The following is an 18103-nucleotide window of genomic DNA, read 5'->3' as shown; positions in this document are numbered from 1 at the left end:
ATTTGGCAGTATAGTTAGCTGAGCTAATATCAATTGAGCTATCAGTTGAGGTAGAACAGCCTTTATAGTTGCCTTGCTGTCTATAATAGAACCAGTATCTCTGATCACATAAAGCATCATGGGTAATGGTATTATCTGTCGATTTAAATCGGACGTAATACTTTCTCAAGATACTGTTATAGCCGTCAACACGGTTTTCTTGTTTAGTCAAAATGTCCAAATCATTATCAGTGAATATTCTCGCCGGGAGAATTCTCATTGATATATAGTCAGGTATTGCATTGTTATTATTGTTTATTTGTGCCGTTGTATACTCTATTTTGGTCCCAGTATTGGGATCGTTAATGAAAACCTGAACATATACTTTGAGTGGGGACTCTGAAACTTTAGGAACAGATAAATAGAAGTGACAAGGGTTACCGGGATTGTCTCGTGATATTTGCTTGAGAACAGGATAAACATATTCCCCAGCCACTTTTGATTTGGTTAATATCCTGCTGGGAATAGGCGTATTTTTATAATCGACGAGATTAATATGGTCGTATATTTCATCGCTGGATAAAAATACTGGGTTATTTTTTTATCTCTAGCTTCAATAATTATATCTACGGGTATTTGATTATTACCATTGGCATAGATAGAAGTCGATTTCTCACCATTGGAAATATAAATACTTAATTTATATATACTTGCTATATCATTCCAGTTAGACATATATCACCTCTTTAGGTTGAGATTTCACCCATCGACTTTATTAGCCATGAGTGGTGCAAATAAATCTTATATTGATGATTTGGCTTATTCAATCGGTGATTTTAAATCCTGTTACTCATAATATGATGTTATTGTATGAAAAATAATTTAATAAAAAACAAAGTGTATCAGTAAATATAAAACTCGCTGAATGATACCGGGGGGATATTAATTGGTATAGACTATTTTGTGGGGTCTTTATAGTATTTTTTAGTCACATTTTTATTCAGAACTCTATTAATACAATTGCTAATTTTGAGGTCCGCTCAGGAAACGGAAATTATTGTACGTTTAGAACATTATTTAACCACTATCGATACGCAACAGATTTATTTAGCGTCAATGATTACCGCTTTTAAATTATCTCTCTCCATGTATTGCTTTTAGGTTATGCCATTATTCACGATTGCCGCATAAATGCTTTACCGCGCTGGAGCACCCTAATATAACGATCTGTTCTGTTCAAAAAACAGGCTTATCGTATAATTATTTTCCAATATTTAAACACATCTCTTCTCCATCAAGGTTCATCTGGACAGTTTACTTTACGGCCATGGTGTTTTTATCTGCCAGTTGGCTATTTGGCAATATGTCGTGCTGGCTCGCTAAAATTTCTAGATTTGTTAGCTTATGCGCCAATAGTGAGGTGTGTCACTTTTTCAATATCAATGTGGCACGTAGTCCGGCTAATAGACTAGTTAAGACAATGAGAAAAATAGAAAATTTCCACCTGCTGGTTATGTTGATCCTCCTGGTTGCCGTTGGTCAGATGGCGCAAACCATTTATGTGCCGGTTATCTCGGATATCGCCCGTGATTTATCGGTTCGCACCGGAGTGGTGCAGCGCGTGATGGCAGCGTATCTATTGACCTATGGTTTTTCACAATTGATTTATGGCCCGCTATCAGACCGGGTTGGTCGCCGGCCGGTGATTCTGGTTGGTATGATGATATTCATGTTGGGGGCGCTTGGGGCTTGGCTGGCGGATAGCCTGACCATGTTGGTTGCTGCCAGCGCTTTGCAGGGGATGGGGACGGGAGTTGCAGGTGTGATGGCACGCACCATGCCACGGGATTTATATGCCGGTACGGCGCTACGCTACGCCAACAGTATGTTAAATATGGGTATTTTAGTCAGCCCTTTAATGGCACCGGTTATCGGTGGAGTGCTGGCCAGTCTATTTGGCTGGCGCGCTTGCTATGCGTTCTTGCTATTTCTGTGTGGTGGTGTGGCGTTTTGTATGTTCCGCTGGTTGCCGGAGACTCGGCCACAGCAAACTGAAAAGCGGCGAATGTTGGCCAGCTTCCGCCTGTTACTCTCTGACCGGGCCTTTAGCTGCTATTTAATCATGTTGATTGGAGCGTTGGCCGGGATTGCCGTATTTGAAGCCAGTGCCGGCGTGTTGATGGGGGGGGGGCTGGGGCTGAGCGGTATGATGGTCAGTATTCTGTTTATTTTGCCGATCCCAGCCGCATTTTTCGGTGCATGGTATGCCGAGCGCGAAGGTAAAACCTTTCACAGCCTGATGTGGCATTCGGTTATCAGTTGCCTGCTGGCCGGGTTGATGATGTGGATCCCTGGTTGGTTCGGCATCATGAATATCTGGACGCTGGTGATACCGGCAGCGTTGTTCTTCTTTGGCGCCGGAATGCTGTTCCCACTGGCAACTACCGGTGCCATGGAGCCGTTTCCATACCTGGCCGGTGCGGCAGGGGCATTAGTGGGGGGATTGCAGAATATGGGATCAGGATTGGCTACCTGGTTGTCAGCTATGCTGCCACAAACCGGGCAATTTAGTTTGGGGCTACTGATGTTTGCCATGGCAATTCTGATTTTGCTGTGTTGGTGGCCGTTATCTCATCGGATGCAACCACAAGAGCATCATGCTTAAGTCGGCAGATAAAAACGGGTACTGATTTAATGCGGTACCCGTTTTATTTTTTGCTCAAAGAGGACGAAAAAGATTCACGGGGCGGTTTACAGCAAGAACTCGTGTAATGCTGAGTCTTTGCGATCAAGGAAATGGGTCGAACGGATACGGCGGATAGTGCGGGATTTACCCCGGATCAGCAGTGTCTCAGTGGTCGCCATGTTGCCTTTACGATAAATCCCTTCCAGCAAGTCGCCTTTGGTAATACCGGTTGCAGAGAAAATCACATTGTCATTACGGGCCATATCCCCCAATAACAGCACTTTACCTGCTTCAATACCCATGGATTTGCAACGAATCAATTCTTGTTCACCCATACTGCGGTTATCTTCGTTATCGCCCTTAACTTGATGGCGTGGCAACAAGCGGCCTTGCATATCGCCATCCAGTGCACGGATCACCGCAGCAGAAATGACACCTTCAGGCGCACCACCGATGCAGTACATCACATCGACTTCGCTTTCTGGCATGCAGGTCAAAATGGACGCTGCCACGTCGCCATCTGGAATGGCAAACACTTTCACCCCAAGTTGCTGCATTTCAGCGATGATACCGTCATGGCGTGGTTTAGCCAGTGTGATAACAGTTAAATCACTCAAGGGTTTATTGAGCTTGATGGCGATATTGCGCAGGTTTTGTTCCAGCGGTAGGTTAAGGTCGATAGCCCCTTTGGCTCCCGGTCCAACTACCAGCTTTTCCATGTACATATCCGGGGCATGTAAAAATGTCCCTTTATCTCCCACCGCCAGCACCGCCAGCGCATTTGCCTGGCCCATGGCGGTCATACGGGTGCCTTCAATCGGGTCAACCGCAATATCAACCGCATCACCTTGACCGGTCCCCACGTTTTCACCGATAAACAGCATCGGTGCTTCATCGATTTCACCTTCACCGATAACAATCTGCCCATCAATATTGACTTGATTGAGCATAATACGCATGGCCCGTACGGCAGCGCCGTCGGCGGCATTCTTATCGCCCCGGCCCAGCCACTTATAGCCTGCCAGCGCGGCAGCTTCGGTGACACGGGAAAACTCGATGGCTAGTTCACGTTTCATGGTTAGACCTGTATCCCCGTCATACTTCAAGCTGCATGTGCGTTGGCTACGCTCGTTACTTGGCTCGTCAATGGGCCTCGCAAGGCGAGACCGCTGCAAGCAGATTTTTCATCCCAGTCACCTACTTAATGTAAGCTCTTGGGGCTTTTCTCGCTTGCCACCTTTCTGCAACTCGAATTATTTAGGGTAATAGAAGAAGGATGTAAGCAGGAATTCTACCATCTTTGCGAAGTAAAGCCGTAGGGGTGTCTTTTGGCGGGATGAGATTTTTCACAATAAAAAGGCACCATCAGGAATGATGGCGCCTTTGGTTTACAAAAAACAGTGTAAAACAAGCGGGCCGTTACTCTTCGTGCTCTTCCCATGCCTGGGCACGCGCCACGGCTTTCTTCCAGCCACGGTAGCGAACATCACGTTCAGTGGTTTCAATCCCTGGGCGGAATTCGCGCTCAATCGTTGCCTTGCTTTTCACTTCATCCAGATCACTCCAGAAGCCAGTCGCAAGACCTGCCAGGAACGCAGCACCGAGAGCGGTACTTTCACGAACCGCTGGGCGTTCAACGCGGGTACCCAGAATATCGGCCTGGAACTGCATCAGGAAGTTATTCGCCACCGCACCACCGTCCACACGCAGTGATTTCAGACGTTCGCCGGCATCTGCCTGCATCGCATCCAGTACATCACGCGTCTGGTAAGCAATCGATTCAAGGGTTGCACGGATAATGTGGTTACTGTTAACCCCACGTGTCAGGCCGAAAATCGCACCTCGGGCATACGGGTCCCAATAAGGGGCACCGAGGCCGGTGAACGCTGGCACTACGTATACGCCGTTGCTGTCTTTCACTTTAGTGGCGAAATATTCGGAGTCGGTAGCATCACTGATCAGTTTTAGCTCATCACGCAGCCACTGGATAGATGCGCCGCCAATAAATACCGCGCCTTCCAGTGCATAGTTAACTTCACCTCGTGGGCCGCAGGCAATAGTAGTCAGCAGGCCATGAGTAGACTGAACGGCTTCTGTACCGGTATTCATCAACAAGAAACAGCCGGTTCCGTAGGTATTTTTAGCCATGCCGGGTTGTACACAAAGCTGACCGAACAAGGCCGCTTGCTGGTCACCCGCGATCCCTGCGATTGGAATACGGGTCCCGCCTTTACCACCAATGTTGGTCTGGCCGTAAACTTCTGAGGATGGACGGACTTCAGGCAGCATAGCGCGCGGAATATTCAGCGCTTTCAGCATACGGTCATCCCACTCTTTGGTACGGATATTAAACATCATGGTACGTGATGCGTTTGTGTAATCCGTAACGTGTACGCGGCCTTGGGTCATGTTCCATACCAGCCAGGTATCCACCGTACCAAACAGTAACTCACCGCGTTCAGCGCGCTCACGGGCACCCTCGACGTTATCAAGGATCCATTTCACTTTGGTGCCGGAGAAGTAAGGGTCGACCACCAGGCCGGTGTTGTAACGGATGTACTCTTCCAGCCCTTCTTTTTTCAGTTTTTCGCAGATATCAGCAGTACGACGGCATTGCCAAACAATGGCGTTATACACTGGTTTCCCAGTTACTTTATCCCAAACAATGGTGGTTTCACGTTGGTTGGTAATACCGATACCGGCGATTTCGTCAGAACTGATACCGGCTTTTGCCAGTACTTCAACCAGTGTTGAGCTTTGCGTCGCCCAGATTTCCATCGGGTCATGTTCAACCCAACCGGCTTTAGGGTAAATTTGAGTGAATTCGCGCTGAGAAACACTCACGATATTGGCATCATGATCCAGCACCACGGCTCTGGAGCTGGTGGTTCCCTGATCAAGCGCGACAATGTATTTCTTTTGAGTAGTATTTTCAGTTGTCATAGTTAGCCTACTTTTAAGTTGCCGTAAATCTATTGGGTAGTATCTATTATTTATGCTTTACGTTCTGTGGTCGTTACCGTGGTTTCTTCATCATCAACCACGCACACATCGCACGGTAAATGGCGGCCAATCAGGGCGCGATAACCGAAAGCACCGAGTAATGCACCGACGATAGGCCCGAAAATAGGGACCAGGAAGTAAGGAATATCACGCCCGCCAGTGAAGGCAATTTCGCCCCAACCTGCCAGATAAGCGAATACCTTTGGACCAAAGTCACGTGCTGGATTCAATGCAAACCCAGTCAATGGACCCATAGATGCACCGATAACGGCAATCAAGATACCAATCAGTAGAGGAGCCAGTGGGCCGCGTGGAATACCGTTACCATCATCGGTCAGTGCCAGAATCAGACACATCAGAATGGCAGTAATCACTGTTTCAACCAGGAAGGCCTGGAACACAGAAATATGTGGATTTGGATAAGTTGAGAAGATTCCGGCTAGATTCAGGCTCTCGGCGCTACCGCGAACCACTTGGTGCGTTTGTTCGAAATCGACAAACAGGTTGTAATAGAGGCCATACACTAACGCGGCAGCGCAAAATGCGCCGGCAACCTGCGCCACAATGTAAGGGAGAACTTTACGGCGATCGAAACAAGCGAATAACCACAATGCAATGGTTACGGCCGGATTAAGATGTGCACCTGAGATTGCTGCTGTCAAATAGATGGCCATGGCAACACCCAGGCCCCAAATGATACTGATTTCCCACTGCCCAAAACTGGCTCCAGCCAACTTCAATGCAGCAACGCAGCCTACACCAAAAAAGATCAGCAGACCGGTACCGAGAAACTCCGCAATACACTGGCCCTTCAACGTCGAACTAGCGGTTTGGCTCATAGTAGATGTCCTACAGACAGAGATTTATAGGGTATTTCTTATTTTTGCCCTTCGAACCGCGAAGGGAGTGATGTAAATTTATCGTTAACGAGCACAAACGAGAAATAGCGAAATCAAAATGTGTGTGGTGTGTCATAAAAATGAGCGATTTCGCGTTATTCACGGCTGTTAAGGGACTTTGAAAGTGTGATCAGACCAGTGGTTTCGCTATCAGTTGTTAAAGGCATGTATAATTTTACAGGATGGGTCATAGCGGTTTTTCGGTTTTTGCTGATAGTTACTGACACGAAATTGCTACAGAGTGTGGTTTGTACCGGTATGGCGCTAGACAGGGGGGGGCTGGCTACATACAATCGGTTTATCAAGAGCATCGTTTTTATCAAGCTGCGTTGCCTCTGCAAAGGAACGCGTTAGAACATAGCGCTTGTTACACCTAGTTCGATGGATATATAGCGCGATAAGTATTCACAGCAGTTTCATCTGCCGAGTGTCAGCTCAGTAGATACGGTGACTTAGTTAATACGGCGACGTCGGCTAAGAATGATGACTGCGACCAAAAGATGTACGCCTTGCTACCATAAGGGGACCGAAGAATGTCATTTGAAGTATTTGAGAAATTGGAAGTTAAAGTTCAGCAGGCGATTGATACCATCACTTTGCTACAGATGGAAATTGAAGAGCTGAAAGAGAAGAATAACACCCTGTCCCAAGAAGTTCAGGATGCTGCTGGTGGCCGTGAAGCCTTAGTGCGCGAAAATGAGCAACTAAAACAAGAGCAGCATGTTTGGCAGGATCGTCTGCGGGCACTGTTGGGAAAGATGGAAGAAGTCTAAGTGCTAGCTGGCTTAACGCAACCGTAATCGGTTGTTGAAGGCGGCTTGTCACGTAGCTACTGCAAATACGAAGTAGCAAAAAGGGCGATATCAATATCGCCCTTTCTTATGAAAATCAGAGGGATATTATTCAATATCCAGTGGTTCTTCTGACAAGATGATCCCAGTGTTATCTGCGTACAAGTGGTCACCAGAGAAGAATGTTACACCGCCAAAGTTCACACGGATGTCGCTCTCACCAATGCCTTCATCTGCCGCACCTACCGGAATTGCAGCCATTGCCTGAATACCGATATCTAACTCCGCCAGATCGTCTACCTGACGCACAGCACCGTAAACCACAATGCCTTCCCACTCGTTTTTCAATGCTAATTCAGCTAACTCAGCATCGATTAATGCACGGCGCACTGAGCCACCGCCATCGACGACCAGAACACGGCCCAGACCATTTTCTTCAAGCAGGTCGAACAACAAGCCGTTATCTTCGAAACATTTTACAGTAGTAATCTTGCCACCAAATGAAGTGCGCCCCCCAAAATTGGAGAACAGTGGTTCTACCACATTTACCTCTTCATGATAGGTATCACAGAGTTCGGAAGTATCATATTTCATAGGATTAACGTCTGGTTGCGGCTGGGAGATTAAGTATATCCCTTTCTGGCTGCTGTTGGCAAAATCATCAATTGTTAAATTTATCCGGGCTGGCCTTTATGGGGTGTGGCCCGGAGAAGGTTTGAAGAACAAACCGCTGGGATTAACTGAATACCAGACCGACAGCAAACAGAACGTTGGTCAGTAATGCGGCTTTAACCATATGCTCAAGCATTGGGCGCATACCCGCAGCAGTAGGCTCACGCAGTACAAACAGCGCATGTTTGACCAGTAACGGAACGGCTAGAATAAAGATCCAGCCGGCCCAGCTATGCAAATTCTGAAGTGTGAATATTGCCAGGCACAAAATTGCTGCCGCGATTAATATGGCATGATAATAACGTGCGACCACCGGCCCCAAACGCACTGCCAACGTGTTTTTACCATTAGCTGCGTCGTTTTCAATATCGCGCAAATTATTAATATTCAAAACCGCCGTTGCCAGTAAACCGCAGGCCGTGGCGGGTAACATCACGATAGTGTCAAAGTGCCCAGCCTGGAGATAGTAAGTCCCCGCGACACTCAGCCAGCCGAAGAAGACCAGTACTGAAATATCACCCAGCCCCATATAACCATAGGGTTTGCTACCGACGGTATAGGTAATAGCTGCCACAATTGCCATTAACCCAAGCAATAAAAAGCCTAAAACATCGCTGGGTTTTTCACAGGCCACAGCAATGAGTGCGATACCGGAAATAATCGTCAGAATAACGGTGACAATCAGCGCCACTTTCATCTGCTGGCGGGTAATCATCCCTTTTTGCATCCCGCGCAATGGCCCGATACGCTCTTCAGTATCACTGCCCTTGATGGCATCACCGTAATCATTAGCCAGATTAGATAGAATTTGCAGCAGGCCAGCAGTTAATAAGGCGAGGAGTGCTACGGCAGGTTTAAAACTATCGAGCCAGACAGCAAGGGCTGAACCGGTAACGATTGAGGCAAAGGCCAGTGGCAGGGTTCGTGGTCGCAGGCTTTCCAGCCAAGCCTGGGTCTGGCTGGTGTTGGTTGATAGGCTCATGTTTCGCTTCATTTTATTATATTAGGAGTCTGGTCCGCCCATATCGGCGTGTTAAAAACATTATGTCTGTCAAAAAACAACAGTGGGAGGCGATGCCTCCCACTCGATATTGTCCTGGCGGACTATTTTATCCAGCATAAAGATATAAAGCGAATTATAGAATAAAACGACTCAGATCTTCATCTGCTACCAGCTCATCAAGATGCTTACCAACATATACAGCATCAATAGTGATGGATTGACCATTACTTTCGCTAGCGTCATAGGAGATATCTTCCATCAAACGTTCCAGCACGGTATGCAAGCGGCGTGCGCCGATATTCTCGGTGCGCTCGTTAACTTGCCATGCTGCTTCAGCAATTTTGCGGATACCTTCGCGAGTAAATTCAACGGTAACCCCTTCAGTAGCCATCAGCGCTTTGTACTGCTCGGTTAATGAGGCACTTGGCTCGGTCAGGATACGCTCGAAATCATCGGTGGTCAGCGCCTGCAATTCAACGCGGATTGGCAGGCGGCCTTGCAATTCCGGGATAAGATCTGACGGGCTGGACACCTGGAATGCGCCGGAGGCAATAAACAAGATATGGTCAGTTTTCACCATGCCGTGTTTAGTTGATACGGTGCAACCTTCGACCAATGGCAGCAAGTCACGCTGTACCCCTTCACGGGACACATCCGGGCCTGACGTTTGACCGCGTTTACAGATTTTATCGATTTCATCGATGAACACGATCCCGTGTTGTTCAACGGCATCAATCGCTTGCTGTTTCAGTTCTTCTGGATTGACCAGTTTCGCGCCTTCTTCCTCAATCAGCAGTTTGAATGCGTCTTTGATTTTGACTTTACGCGGTTTTTGTTTCTGACCAGCGATGTTCTGGAACATAGATTGTAACTGGTTAGTCATCTCTTCCATGCCAGGAGGTGCCATGATTTCAACCCCCATCGGCGAAGCAGCCAGATCGATTTCAATCTCTTTGTCGTCCAGTTGCCCTTCACGCAATTTTTTGCGGAAAGCCTGGCGGGTAGCGGATGGCTCTTGTGTTTCATCCGGCTGGCCCCAGTTATTTTTGGCCGGTGGAATCAACACGTCCAGAATACGTTCTTCGGCTAACTCTTCAGCCCGGTAACGCATTTTCTCAATTGATTGATGGCGAACCATTTTCACAGCCGCATCGGTCAGATCGCGGATAATAGAATCCACTTCTTTACCAACATAACCCACTTCGGTGAATTTGGTCGCTTCAACTTTGATAAATGGCGCATTGGCCAATTTTGCCAGACGGCGAGCAATTTCAGTTTTACCGACACCGGTTGGACCGATCATCAGAATGTTTTTAGGGGTAACTTCGTGACGCAACTCTTCATTGAGCTGCATACGGCGCCAGCGGTTACGCAGGGCAATTGCCACCGCACGTTTAGCTTTATCCTGGCCGATGATGTAGCTATCAAGTTCGCTGACGATTTCGCGTGGGGTCATTTCAGACATGTCACTCTATCCTTACGCTTTATACGTTAATTCTTCGATGGTTTGGAAGCGGTTGGTATAGATACAGATATCCCCCGCAATGCTCAGAGACTTCTCAACGATATCTTTGGCACTTAATTCAGTATTGTCTAACAGCGCGCGCGCGGCAGATTGGGCATAAGGCCCACCGGAACCGATAGCAATCAGGTCGTCTTCTGGTTGAACAACATCGCCGTTGCCGGTAATGATGAGTGATGCTGTTTCATCCGCTACAGCCAGTAGTGCTTCAAGCTTGCGTAACATACGATCAGTACGCCAGTCTTTGGCTAACTCGACAGCCGCTTTAGTCAGGTGGCCTTGATGCATCTCCAGTTTGCGCTCAAACAGCTCAAACAGCGTAAAGGCATCGGCAGTACCGCCAGCAAAGCCCGCAATCACTTTATTGTTATAAAGGCGGCGTACTTTTTTGGCATTACCCTTCATTACGGTATTACCCAGAGTGACCTGGCCATCACCACCAATAACGACATGACCATTACGACGTACACTTACAATTGTTGTCACGAGCGGACCCTCGTTGCAGACTGAATGAGTCCCCGTACTGCCTGTCAAAAAACAGCACGGGGTATATTGAGATTATAAATGGGGGAGGATTGCGACTTTTCAACCCCCTACAGCGAGGGGAATGCATCCTGATTGACCCGCGCCTTTCAAACGTTGCAAGGTACTATCAGCGGCTGCTTTGGTACTGTAAGGGCCAAGGACCACACGATTCCAGCCACCACCGCTGGTAATGCGGCTTTCGATACCGCCAAATGCCAATTGGGCGCGGATAGATTCGGCCTGATCGATGGCTTTGAATGAACCACACTGCACCATCCAACGTTGTGTTTTTTCTTTCTCTTTTTCCGGTTTCGGCGGTGTAACGGCCGGTGTTACCGGAGCTGCCGGTTGCGCGCGTTGTGGGGTAGCCACAGGCGATTGTACCTGCGTCTGCTGCTGTACCGGCGCGGTAGTCTGGCGCGGCGGTGTTAGCGGCTGCTGTTGCAGGGTCGTGACCGGTGGTTTGATGGTCACAGCAGAGCGTGGCACCGGCATCCCTTGGTTATACGGAACCTCTGATAACTGCGTTGGCTGCTGGCGCATATCTGCCTGCATCTGCTCTAGCAATTGGCGCTGCTCATTAGTCAGTTGCGTTTTAGAATTGGCTTCGCCACCAGCAGAGGGCTCTGTAGGTGTTGGGACGCCAATCTGACGGTTTTCCAGCTCTTTAATATAACGCCAGCGTTCTTCGGGTTTGGGCGGTAACCCATTACCGGTACGAGGATCATGGCTGGGCAATAACGGAAGCTCACCCGGCTTATTATGGGTGATGAAATAGAGGCCACCAACAAATACCACTAATAGCGCGACGGCCAGCGCCACCACGGTTTTAGATACTGCTGGCGCACTGCGTTTTTTCCGGCTGGTGCTTTTGCGCCGCGCTCCTGAGCGCCCTCGGCTTACATAATCTCTTTGTGCCACTATCGTTTCGCTGCGTCTTGATGATGGAATAAGTCCGTCATGTTACTGAACCCCTGAATATTTGCCTAGCGTTTAGGCGCAGCAGTACTTTCCCTGACAATTAACTCGGTGTCTAACAACCGGGAGCCACTTTGTACTGAATGCCCTTGTAGCTGCTCAAGTAATAGTAACATGGCTTGCTGACCAATTTGATAACGTGGTTGAGCCACGGTGGTCAAAGGGGGATCACAATACTGTGACAACTTCAGATCGTCAAAGCCTACCAGCGAGACATCCTGCGGGATACGTAGTCCCATTCTCTTTGCCTGCCACATCGCGCCTATCGCCATCACATCATTGTGACAAAATATTGCTGTTGGGGGATGAGGTAATGCCATCAGCACCGCAAAGGTTTCTGCGCCAGCTTCATAGCTAAAGTCACCGCGCATAATATAGTCACTGTCGACAGCGATACCATTACGACGCAGTGCCTGAATATAGCCCTGGAGCCGATAATGACTTAGCGGCAAACTTTCCGGCCCGGCAACACAGGCAATACGTTTGTGCCCCAATTCATGTAGATAATTAACCGCTTCATAAGCGGCAGTCAGATTATCGATATGTACCGTTGGCAGTTCCAGTTCAGGAGCGAACTCGTTTGCCATCACCATTGGCGGCAAATTGCGCTGCTCTTCTTTGCTGGCATCAAAAGGCAGATTGGAACCTAACAACAACATGCCATCAATTTGCTTGGTAATGATCAGGTTAACGAAGCTACGCTCTTGCTGGGTTTGTTGTGCGCAATCGCCAATTAAGATCAGATAACCTTGCTGGGCTGCCGCATACTCAATCCCTTGAATGATATCAGCAAAAAACGGGTCACTAATATCCGGTACAATAACCAGAATCGTGCGCGATTCATTACGTTTAATATTGCGGGACAAAGCATGAGGAGAATAACCCACCGCCAGAACAGCTTGCTCCACTTTTTGCCGGGTTACTGTTGACACTTTTTCCGGGTTCATCAGTGCGCGTGACACCGTCGCAGTTGAAACACCTGCCATTTCAGCAACGTCTTTCATGGTAGCCATCGTGAATTCTTTCTTATGTTCCAACGCCTTTCTCCTTGCTCTGGCTCCGAGCCAGCACTGATGCTTAATGCAGGCTTTCCGTCATTCTATACAGATAGTGGGGGTAATTTGTTACCTAATTTGCATAAAAAGTGTGACATAAGTAGGTTTTTTCGAACTGGCTCGCAGAAAGCCGGGTAATCGATTGCTTTGTGGCACAGATCAAACAATAAATTCCCCAAGTGAAAGAGAGAGTACTCAACGTTATTGGCATTAATTAAGGCGGGGAATTAGCTGTCTATTGGGTCAACATCCAACGTCCACTTAACCTTACGTGCCTGCGGCAATGTATTGATTAGCGGCTGAGAGGTTTTAATCAGCCGTTGTAGCAATTGCCGTGAAGGGTGCTGTAACAGCAATTGCCAACGGAAGCGTCCACTGCGTTTGGCCTGCAATGCGGGCACTGGCCCCATAATCCACAATGCATCATCTTTGAGTGGGCTGGCCTCCAGCAAATTACGCAATTGTTGCAGGAACAGCGCGGATTGCTGGTTATCGTGATCTTCACTGCGCACGATGATATGGCTGGTATAAGGCGGTAAAAATACGCTTTTACGTTCCTCTAGGGCCTGTTTGGCAAAGGCATCGTAGCCCTGTTGCAGCAAAATTTGCAGCAGTGGATGCTCAGGGTGGTGTGTTTGTAAAATAACTTCACCTTGCTTACCCGCGCGCCCGGCACGACCTGAAACTTGTGTATAAAGCTGGGCAAACCGTTCTGCCGAACGGAAATCTGCCGAGAACAGTGCGCCATCGACATCCAGCAAGGCCACTAGCGTGACATCAGGGAAGTGATGCCCTTTAGCCAACATTTGGGTACCAATCAAGATGCGCGATCCCCCTTGATGGACATCAGCCAAATGCTGTTCCAGCGAGCCTTTGCGGCTGGTGGTATCGCGGTCAATTCGAGTGATGGGAGTATCCGGGAACAGAGGAGCCAGTTCGTTCTCTAACTGTTCAGTGCCAACACCGACAGAGACCAGATGGGTTGAACCACATTTTGGGCATTGCTGAGGCACCGGGCGCTGGCTGTCGCAATGGTGGCAGCGCAACTGACGGTGATTTTGATGCAAGGTGTAATAGTGGTCGCAACGCTGGCATTCAGCAATCCAGCCACACTCATGGCACAGTAGCGCGGGAGCATAGCCACGGCGGTTCAGGAACAAAATTACCTGATTATCGGCCTGTAAATGGGTTTTCATCCGTTTTAGCAGTGGCTGAGAGAGGCCAACTTTAAGCGGTAAGCCTTTTAAATCGAGCAAATGCTGTACGGCGGGTTTGGCATTCCCCGCCCGTTTAGATAGCGTCAACTGGCGATATTTACCCATTTGCACATTGTGCAGGGTCTCAAGCGCCGGGGTCGCCGTGCCCATCACGATAGGAATGCCTTCTTCACGGGCCCGAAATACGGCTAAATCCCGGGCATGATACCGCCAGCCTTCTTGCTGTTTATAAGAGCTGTCGTGCTCTTCATCGATAATAATGACCCCGAGGCGGGAAAACGGCGTAAACAGTGCCGAGCGGGTACCAATAACAATTGCGGCTTCACCGTTACGCGCCCGTAGCCAGACGGACAAACGTTCGCTGTCATTTAAACCTGAATGGAGCACCTCAACGGGGGCGTTAAACCTTTCGCGAAAACGAGCGATAGTCTGTGGGGTCAGGCCGATCTCAGGGACTAAAACCAACGCCTGGCGGCCTTGTGCCAGAATATTTTCCAGCACGCTCAGATAAACTTCTGTTTTACCGGAGCCGGTCACCCCAGCCAGCAGCCAGACTGCAAACTGGGTATCTTCACTGCGAATCGCCCCAACGGCGGTTGCCTGCTCGGTATTCAGCCGCAGGCGCTCACCCAGAACGGCGAAGCCGTTGCGCCAATCGGTAGTCGCGATTTCCTGCGCCCGCAGGTCAATTAGCCCTTTACTGCGTAATGCCTGCAATGCGCTTTCGGTGAGTGCCATTTCATTAACTTGATGGCGATAGACCGGTTTTTGCAATAATGCGGCAAGCGCTTGTTGCTGCTTCGGGGCGCGTTTTAAGCTTTCCGGTGGTGTGGCTCGCCCTTGTTCGGTTGCGAACCACTGCCACAACGGCGCAGATTGGGCAGGCTTCCCTTGGCGCAACAGAATAGGTAGAGCATGGAACAGCACTTCACCTATCGGGTAATGATAATACTCGGTTGCCCAGCAGAGAATGCGCCACAAGCTGGGTGGGAATAAGCTGCGCTCATCCAGAACGGCGTCAATGGCTTTCAGTTGTTCAAGGGGGAATGTGCTGGTATCACTGATACCCACCACAATTCCGATGGCTTTGCGTTTACCAAATGGCACACTAACGCGAGCACCGACCACCGGGCAGGCCATGGCGCTGTCTAAACGGTAATCAAAGCTACGGGCCAACGGTACGGGTAATGCCACTTGAACAACGGACATGTGTTTTCATCCTGATAACTAAAATTGGTCTAAATAAGTACAATTGGCCTATACCCTAAATAATTCGAGTTGCAGGAAGGCGGCAAGCGAGAAAATCCCGATGAGCTTACATGAGTAAGTGATTCGGGTTATTGAGCACAGCCAACGCACATGCAACTTGAAGTATGACGGGTCTAAATAAAGATTGAACAGTTTACACTGCGTGCTTCACAATGTGCGGATTCGATTGCGCGGTTTGGTCAAATTCTGTATGATTCGCCGCCTTTGGTATAATTCGATATCAAATCCTGTTAACAACCGTTGCTTACTTTATCCGCAGCTGTTCGTTAACAATCAAATTGTTATTTATCAATCGTGTGGTGTCTGGCGGAACAGGGCTGGATAGCGACACGGCCTAAATATAGAGGTTTTCCATGAAACAAGGTATCCACCCTAAATACGAACAAGTTACTGCTTCTTGCTCTTGCGGTAACGTTATCAAGATCAACTCTACTGTTGGTCATGACCTGAATCTGGACGTGTGCGGCGAATGCCACCCGTTCTACACTGGCAAGCAGCGTGATGTTGCTACCGGTGGCCGTGTTGACCGCTTTAACAAGCGTTTCAGCATGCCGGGCGCTAAGAAGTAATTATTGCCCGTCAGATGAAAAAGGCACCTTCGGGTGCCTTTTTTGTTTCTACATTTCAGGTTCACTATGACTAATGAACCGAGTGGTCGCTGGGGATTAGTATTCCCAGGTATCGGGGTCAACACCCAACTCACGCATTAAAATTTTCGCGGCTTCCGGGATTTCATCGCTACGTTCTTTACGCAGGTCTTCGTCATTCGGTAGCGGCTGGCCGGTAAATGCATGCAAAAAGGCCTCACACAACAATTCACTGTTGGTGGCGTGGCGCAGGTTGTTCACCTGACGGCGGGTCCGTTCATCGGTGAGGATTTTTAACACCTTCAGCGGAATGGATACCGTAATTTTTTTGACCTGTTCGCTTTTCTTACCGTGTTCAGCGTAAGGGCTGACATACTCGCCGTTCCACTCAGCCATGGGACACCTTAAATTTGTCGGGAAAATACAAAATTCTGAAAACCGGCCAATTATGCCCGATCTTCGCTGTTCTCACTAAATAAATGTCGATTTTACTAGAGCAACATCACCCATTTAATCATTTTACTACTTATTGATAGCCGTTACCTTTCGATACGGTCCTTGCGGTTAAACAAAACACCACCGAAAACTCACTGACATCATTAAGATAGTTAAAGCCTCTACAATTTTAGCGGTTATTATTCCATTGCTCAATCTATACGCAAAGAAGTTTAGATGTCCAGATGTATTGACGTCCGTAATTTGTGCGTCTAATCTGGCGTAACATTTTCTTGATAACCGGCTGGTGGAAATCCATATGACGCGTAAACAGGCAACAATAGCAGTCCGTAGCGGGTTGAACGATGACGAGCAATACGGCTGCGTTGTCCCCCCGATTCACCTCTCCAGTACCTATAATTTTATCGATTTTAATCAGCCGCGCACACATGATTATTCACGTCGCGGGAATCCGACGCGCGATGTGGTACAGCGTGCACTGGCGGAACTGGAAGGTGGTGCGGGTGCAGTCATGACCAGCAGCGGGATGTCGGCGATTCATTTGGTTTGCACCACATTCCTAAAACCGGGTGACTTGCTGGTCGCCCCACACGACTGTTACGGCGGCAGTTATCGTTTATTCGATAGTCTGAGCAAGCGCGGTGCTTATCGGGTGCTGTTTGTCGATCAGGGTGATGAAACGGCATTGAGCCGGGCCTTGGCGGAAAAACCCAAGCTCATATTGATTGAAACACCCAGTAATCCGCTGCTACGGGTGGTAGATATTGCCGCTATCTGCAAGGCGGCACATGCAGTAGGTGCTCTGACGGTTTGTGATAACACGTTCCTCAGCCCTGCCTTGCAGCAGCCACTCTCTTTAGGGGCGGATTTGGTGGTTCACTCCTGTACTAAATACCTAAATGGTCACTCTGATGTGGTCGCTGGTGCGGTAATTGCCAAAGATCCTGAGCTGGCGGTTGAGCTGGCATGGTGGGCGAATAATATCGGGGTAACGGGGGCAGCATTTGATAGCTACCTGTTATTACGCGGTTTGCGTACCTTGTCGCCACGTATGGCTCAGCAGCAACGTAACGCGGATGAGATTGTTCGTTATTTACAGCAGCAGCCTTTAGTGAAAAAGCTGTATCATCCTTCTCTGCCACAACATCCCGGCCACGAAATTGCCTGCCGTCAGCAGTCTGGTTTCGGTGCGATGCTCAGTTTTGAGCTTGATGGTGATGAACAGCTACTGCGTCGCTTCCTCTCAGCCCTTGAGTTATTTACTCTGGCGGAGTCTTTGGGCGGTGTGGAAAGTCTGATTTCCCATGCAGCGACCATGACCCATGCCGGTATGGCACCAGAAGCGCGCATTGCCGCAGGTATTACTGACAGCTTGTTGCGCATTTCCGTGGGTATTGAAGACAGCGAAGATTTGATTGCCGATTTGGAAAATGCTTTCCAGTTGGCGGGAACGAGGTAAGC

The 18103-nt window shown here is 48.7% G+C and carries 16 protein-coding genes; 4 read left to right on the top strand and 12 right to left on the bottom strand.

Annotation, left to right across the window (positions count from 1 at the left end; all coding sequences use genetic code 11):
- Positions 1 to 486 precede the first annotated feature (486 nt).
- Positions 487 to 714: a hypothetical protein gene (locus V1955_RS21640; protein WP_442821384.1), complete on the bottom strand. Its 228-nt coding sequence runs from the start codon at positions 712 to 714 to the stop codon at positions 487 to 489.
- Between the two features lie 745 nt (positions 715 to 1459).
- On the opposite strand from V1955_RS21640, the gene emrD reads away from it, so the two are divergent.
- Entirely contained in the window at positions 1460 to 2644 is a 1185-nt protein-coding gene (emrD, locus tag V1955_RS21635) for a multidrug efflux MFS transporter EmrD (protein ID WP_442821383.1), read from the top strand.
- Positions 2645 to 2730: 86 nt separating this feature from the next.
- On the opposite strand, the gene glpX is transcribed toward emrD, so the two are convergent.
- The 3 genes from glpX to V1955_RS21620 form a co-directional block, all read right to left on the bottom strand.
- Positions 2731 to 3741: a class II fructose-bisphosphatase gene (gene glpX / locus V1955_RS21630; protein WP_442821382.1), complete on the bottom strand. Its 1011-nt coding sequence runs from the start codon at positions 3739 to 3741 to the stop codon at positions 2731 to 2733.
- 343 nt (positions 3742 to 4084) lie between these two features.
- Positions 4085 to 5608, bottom strand: coding sequence for a glycerol kinase GlpK (gene glpK / locus V1955_RS21625; protein ID WP_083161770.1), 1524 nt, complete (start codon positions 5606 to 5608; stop codon positions 4085 to 4087).
- Positions 5609 to 5658: 50 nt separating this feature from the next.
- Complete coding sequence (locus V1955_RS21620) at positions 5659 to 6507, bottom strand: MIP/aquaporin family protein (protein ID WP_083161772.1); 849 nt, start codon at positions 6505 to 6507, stop codon at positions 5659 to 5661.
- 593 nt (positions 6508 to 7100) lie between these two features.
- Between V1955_RS21620 and zapB the strand changes: the two genes are divergently transcribed.
- Positions 7101 to 7340, top strand: coding sequence for a septal ring assembly protein ZapB (gene zapB / locus V1955_RS21615; RefSeq protein ID WP_004704796.1), 240 nt, complete (start codon positions 7101 to 7103; stop codon positions 7338 to 7340).
- A 126-nt stretch (positions 7341 to 7466) separates the two neighbouring features.
- On the opposite strand, the gene rraA is transcribed toward zapB, so the two are convergent.
- From rraA to priA, 7 genes are all read right to left on the bottom strand, one after another.
- Complete coding sequence (gene rraA, locus V1955_RS21610) at positions 7467 to 7952, bottom strand: ribonuclease E activity regulator RraA (protein WP_083161774.1); 486 nt, start codon at positions 7950 to 7952, stop codon at positions 7467 to 7469.
- 142 nt (positions 7953 to 8094) lie between these two features.
- Entirely contained in the window at positions 8095 to 9012 is a 918-nt protein-coding gene (locus tag V1955_RS21605) for a 1,4-dihydroxy-2-naphthoate polyprenyltransferase (protein ID WP_083161776.1), read from the bottom strand.
- A gap of 154 nt (positions 9013 to 9166) precedes the next feature.
- Positions 9167 to 10498, bottom strand: coding sequence for an HslU--HslV peptidase ATPase subunit (hslU, locus tag V1955_RS21600; RefSeq protein WP_083161778.1), 1332 nt, complete (start codon positions 10496 to 10498; stop codon positions 9167 to 9169).
- A 12-nt stretch (positions 10499 to 10510) separates the two neighbouring features.
- Entirely contained in the window at positions 10511 to 11041 is a 531-nt protein-coding gene (gene hslV, locus V1955_RS21595) for an ATP-dependent protease subunit HslV (protein WP_005190517.1), read from the bottom strand.
- A 99-nt stretch (positions 11042 to 11140) separates the two neighbouring features.
- Positions 11141 to 12001 carry a cell division protein FtsN gene (gene ftsN / locus V1955_RS21590; protein WP_442821381.1) on the bottom strand — a complete coding sequence of 287 codons (861 nt, stop codon included), beginning with the start codon at positions 11999 to 12001 and terminating at the stop codon, positions 11141 to 11143.
- Positions 12002 to 12066: 65 nt separating this feature from the next.
- Positions 12067 to 13095, bottom strand: coding sequence for a DNA-binding transcriptional regulator CytR (gene cytR, locus V1955_RS21585; RefSeq protein ID WP_083161782.1), 1029 nt, complete (start codon positions 13093 to 13095; stop codon positions 12067 to 12069).
- 245 nt (positions 13096 to 13340) lie between these two features.
- Positions 13341 to 15539 (bottom strand): primosomal protein N', encoded by a 2199-nt coding sequence (gene priA / locus V1955_RS21580; protein WP_083161784.1) that lies wholly within the window; start codon positions 15537 to 15539, stop codon positions 13341 to 13343.
- A 413-nt stretch (positions 15540 to 15952) separates the two neighbouring features.
- Between priA and rpmE the strand changes: the two genes are divergently transcribed.
- The gene (gene rpmE / locus V1955_RS21575) at positions 15953 to 16168 is read left to right on the top strand and encodes a 50S ribosomal protein L31 (RefSeq protein ID WP_083161786.1); all 216 of its coding nucleotides are present in this window, start codon (positions 15953 to 15955) and stop codon (positions 16166 to 16168) included.
- Between the two features lie 96 nt (positions 16169 to 16264).
- Here the strand turns inward: rpmE and metJ are convergent, their stop codons facing one another.
- Positions 16265 to 16582, bottom strand: coding sequence for a met regulon transcriptional regulator MetJ (gene metJ, locus V1955_RS21570; RefSeq protein ID WP_004392248.1), 318 nt, complete (start codon positions 16580 to 16582; stop codon positions 16265 to 16267).
- A 358-nt stretch (positions 16583 to 16940) separates the two neighbouring features.
- Between metJ and metB the strand changes: the two genes are divergently transcribed.
- Complete coding sequence (gene metB, locus V1955_RS21565) at positions 16941 to 18101, top strand: cystathionine gamma-synthase (protein WP_442821380.1); 1161 nt, start codon at positions 16941 to 16943, stop codon at positions 18099 to 18101.
- The last annotated feature ends 2 nt before the right edge of the window (positions 18102 to 18103 follow it).

Source organism: Yersinia sp. 2545 StPb PI (genome assembly GCF_052217125.1).
GTDB classification, from domain to species: Bacteria; Pseudomonadota; Gammaproteobacteria; order Enterobacterales; family Enterobacteriaceae; genus Yersinia; species Yersinia enterocolitica_E.
Note: the sequence above shows the minus strand (reverse complement) of the source record. Positions and strands in the feature narration are given on the sequence as shown.